This window comes from Phycisphaerae bacterium (assembly GCA_035384605.1).
Classification (GTDB): domain Bacteria; phylum Planctomycetota; class Phycisphaerae; order UBA1845; family PWPN01; genus JAUCQB01.
This window is the reverse complement of sequence record DAOOIV010000205.1, coordinates 669-4,448: the sequence shown is the minus strand read 5'-3', so window position 1 is coordinate 4,448 and position 3,780 is coordinate 669. Positions and strand designations below refer to the sequence as shown.

The window sequence follows — 3,780 nt, the reverse complement described above, 5'->3', positions numbered from 1 at the left end:
AAAGGCTGCCCGGAGTCACGTCATCTACTCGGCTACCACGGGGCGGCTCTACACTGCGACGTGGGGCGATGACGGCAAGCAGTTCTACAGCTTCAGCCCGACCACGGGTTTGCTGTTCGGCAACAACAGCCCGGAGAACAGCGGCCATGGGTACAACGATTTCGGCTGTCTGGACTTTAACGGAACAGACGTGATCGCGGCGGGCTTCGGCGGCAACGTGATCCGTTATCACGATACCGGTGACGGCTCGACCATCAGCACGTTCTACCCGACCAGCAGCAATTACGGCGAGTTTCGCATGTATGGCGGGCTCTACAAGGACGCGAACGGGGACAGCATCGCTGTGATGGCAACCCGCAGTAGTGAAGGGCCGAACGCCAGGGTCCTGGCGTTCAACGCCACCACAGAGCCCCAGGTAAGCTGTGCCTCCTACGAGGATGCAGGCGTCTACATCGACAACTTGAAGATCACGCACGGGGCCACGGGCGTGGAGAACACGCGGCTGGACGTCGCGGGGTTTGAGGGCTACGCGCTCGGCGATCTGCCCGGCCAAGCCAACCCCGGCGGTACCGGTACCGCGACCTGGGAGGACGATACCGGCGGCGGTGCGTCGGCCGTGGGCAAGGTCCAAGTGGTGAACAACCTGCCTGCAGGCGGCAGCGGCAAGGGAATCTTGATCGATGCGGCGGGCGGATGCGGCGGTTGGCAGGGCGTCTTTGCCAATCTCGGCGGCGCTCTTACTGACACGGTCGTGATCGTAAGCTGGGACCAGTATCGCGGCGACCTGACCGACAACGAATGGTTTGCCGAGAACATCGATTATAGCGGCTGGTGGGCCATGGCCTGGGACTCGTCGACCCCGGTCGGGAGCATCTCCCCTCGCAACTTTGACGCTTGGACCCCCCTGGCCGCGGGTGCCTGGCAGCACATCGAGTACCGGTTCGACTTTGGAGCGTCCACTCCAACGGTGACTGTCTCTGTAAACGGCGTCCAGGCGGGTGTCAACCTGGCTGCAGGTGAAACGAGCATCCGCGGGTGGGACTTCGAGGTCGAGGGCACACTCAAGGATAATGACTTCGAGGCGACACCGATCACCCCGATCTTCTCGTATGATACCGGCACGGCTGAGATGATCAGCGGTTTGCAGATGGGGCCGGTCGCCGGCGGCGCGACCCAGCAAATCTATTACTGGGTGGGTGATACCCTCACGGCTCTGACCTATGTCAAGCCGATCCCAGGCGATTTCAACAAGGATGGCTACGTCGATGAGAACGACGTCACTATCTTTGAGGGTTGCGCGACCGGACCGGGCGTCCCCTACACCGATCCAAACTGCAACCCTGCTGATCTGGATCCGGACGGAGACATTGATCACGCGGACTTCGGGCTGTTCCAGAGGTGTATCAGCGGGACGGCGCCGGGTGACGTGAACTGCCTGGATTGATTGTTCAAGATTCTGGGACCGACGTGTCCTGTTGAGCAGGCTTTGAAACGCAAGCGAAACGGTCTTGTGTTTGACCTTTCGCTTGCGTTTCAAGCCGTTTTATAGGGAGCAACATCGCGATGACCGCAAAAATCGTGCTCGGTGCGGCACTAGCGGCGGCATGCGCCAGGGCGGAGCTGCCGCCCCCACCGCCTTTCTCGCCTGCCGGCGTACCGGCGGTGTCGACGGCCGAGCCGGCAGCCAATCCGTCGAGCACGGCAGACCTGGACGTGACCTACATCGAGCGCACCCCACGGTATGACTACGACGCGGCCAAGAACAACCCTGCTCCGGGTGATTCAGTCACTTTTCGTGGGCACATCAGGAACACGGGCGACAGCCCGGCGGCTTCCGTGGATTACGAGTGGCGGCTTGATGATGTTCCCGTCGCGTCCGGCACGCTGACCAATCTGGCCGTGAACGAGGAACGCGTGGTCACCTGGGGATGGGTCTGGCAGGACGGCAACCACTGGATCAAGCTGCAGGTGGACCCAAACAACGTCATCGGCGAGAGCAGCGAGGTCAACAACGAGGTGGTCGATCGCACCGACGGGATCATCGTCGGCTTCTGGGTGGAGCAGTCGGTTTACGACTACTTCCACCAGTACCAGAAGGATCTGGGCGTCGGCTCGAACTCGTGGGACGACTGGGCCCAGCGGCAGATGCGCTTCTGGAACCAGTTCTCCCAGAACGCGATCTATCCAACGACACCCAACGGGGTCCTGGACCGGGTGCGGATCGATAAGATCGTTGTCGTACCCGATGGGGCACTGCCCTTGGCCGGCGGGTATCCCACCAACCATCCTGACCTCCGGGACAAGACGGTGGACTTGATGTGGGGCTTCCCGGCCACGCTCCTGAACGGCTCGATGTACAGCAACCACACCAGCGCTTCCATAAGCAACCCGTTTTATTATGAGGGCTCCCTCCTGCATGAGTTGGGGCATGCCCGCTACCTGATCGATACCTATGGCTTCGACGTGCACAACACGTCGAGTCACCACTCGGTACAGATCTATGAGGGAAGCGTCTACGTAGCCGGCAGCTCATACATGCCGTTCCTGGCGTGGGGCGAAGTCCTCTACTACAACAAGTACGGCAAGATGATGTCCGGCGGTTATGACCAAGGGTGGTCGGAGTACGATGCAGGGGCTCTCAACCGCATTGCCGGGCAGAGGGCCTGCTGTGGCAACTACAACGCCCCGTACAACATCGGCGCGTTTCTCAACGACCTGCCGGCCAACAACCACCTTCGGATCACGGACGAGGCCGGCCAACCCCGGCGCGGCGCGAACGTTCGGATCTACCAGGCCGTCAGCGGCCCCGGCTGGTACGGCAAGACCATCGACAATACGCCCGATCTCGAATTCACCACCGACAACGCCGGGTACGTTCTCCTGCCGCGCAATCCCTTCACCGCCGGCAGCATCCAGCACAACTACGGCATCGCCAACGGCATCATGGTCGTGCGGATCGCCCACCTCGACCAGATCTGGTATCGATTTCAGGAGGTCACCGATTTCAACATCCAATACTGGCGGGGCAATACGCAGGATGCTTATTACACGATCGCCTTGCCGGGGCCCAACGAGACGCCGGTCTCGGCCGACTTTGACGGAGATGGCGACGTGGACCAGGAGGACTTCGGCCACTTCCAGATATGCCTGACCGGCTCGGGCGGAGCAATCGCTCCCGGTTGCGAGGATGCCATTCTGGACGGCGACACGGACGTGGATGCGGCGGATTTGAGCATCTTCACAAGCTGCATCAGCGGGGCGGACGTGCCGCCAGCGGATCCGACCTGCCTGGACCTGGGTTCCCTCTGACGGGGGGCATTCCCGGGCTCACGTGAGCTTGACGCTTTGTGTTACCTGCCCAACAGAGGGTCGTCCGGTTACACTGTGGCTGATGTCGAACGACTGGTCCATCATTGAATCACCATTTCATGTCGAGACCGCCAAGGCCTATGAGGGGCTGTTCACCCTCGGAAGCGGCTATCTGCACGTTCGGGGCTCGCTGGAGGAGCACTTGGCGGGTGCGCCGCAAAACGTCAGCTACACGAGACTTCCGGCCAACGTGACCAGCGAACGGTTCGCCGACACGAAGTCCAAGTGGGGGACATACGTCCCCGGCGTTTTCGGCCGTCATCCGCTCCTTAACAACGAGATGATCAACCTGCCGTTCTTTCTGGGCCTCGCGCCGATCGTCGACGACGAGCGGCTCGACATGGAGAGTGCTCAGATAACAGGCTATCGGAGAGAGCTGCGGCTCGATACGGCGACACTGATTCGAACGTT

3 protein-coding genes are annotated in these 3,780 nt (G+C 61.4%); all 3 read left to right on the top strand.

What is annotated here, in order from left to right:
- On the top strand, positions 1-1,444 hold a 1,444-nt coding region (locus PLL20_21725; GenBank protein ID HPD32618.1), incomplete at its 5' end, for a hypothetical protein.
- A 119-nt stretch (positions 1,445-1,563) separates the two neighbouring features.
- Positions 1,564-3,309: a CARDB domain-containing protein gene (locus tag PLL20_21720; GenBank protein ID HPD32617.1), complete on the top strand. Its 1,746-nt coding sequence runs from the start codon at positions 1,564-1,566 to the stop codon at positions 3,307-3,309.
- Between the two features lie 82 nt (positions 3,310-3,391).
- Positions 3,392-3,780: glycoside hydrolase family 65 protein (locus tag PLL20_21715; GenBank protein ID HPD32616.1), on the top strand; the 389-nt coding region annotated here is incomplete at its 3' end.